Origin of the sequence: Neptuniibacter pectenicola (assembly GCF_001597735.1) — a bacterium.
GTDB lineage: Bacteria > Pseudomonadota > Gammaproteobacteria > Pseudomonadales > Balneatricaceae > Neptuniibacter > Neptuniibacter pectenicola.
This window is the reverse complement of sequence record NZ_LUTS01000187.1, coordinates 1-234: the sequence shown is the minus strand read 5'-3', so window position 1 is coordinate 234 and position 234 is coordinate 1. Positions and strand designations below refer to the sequence as shown.

The following is a 234-nucleotide window of genomic DNA, read 5'->3' as shown; positions in this document are numbered from 1 at the left end:
ACCAGCAGTGTTCCTAAACTGGGGTAAAGAGAACCAACAAGCACTGCGCAGTGTGGGTCCAAGTGAGTTGAAACAATACCAATTCCCAGCAGGTAGCATGGGACCAAAAGTGGATGCGGTTGTCGACTTCGCAGAGTTTGGTGGCAGAGCCTATATCGGTGCACTTGATGAGAGCTTAGATGTACTGGCTGAAAATTGCGGAACTTGTGTATCGCTAGACTTTGAGGCGGTTCC

General features: G+C 49.6%; 1 pseudogene. It reads left to right on the top strand.

The features are described from left to right. Positions 1–234: pseudogene (locus tag A3773_RS18275) on the top strand (carbamate kinase); the annotation flags it as partial.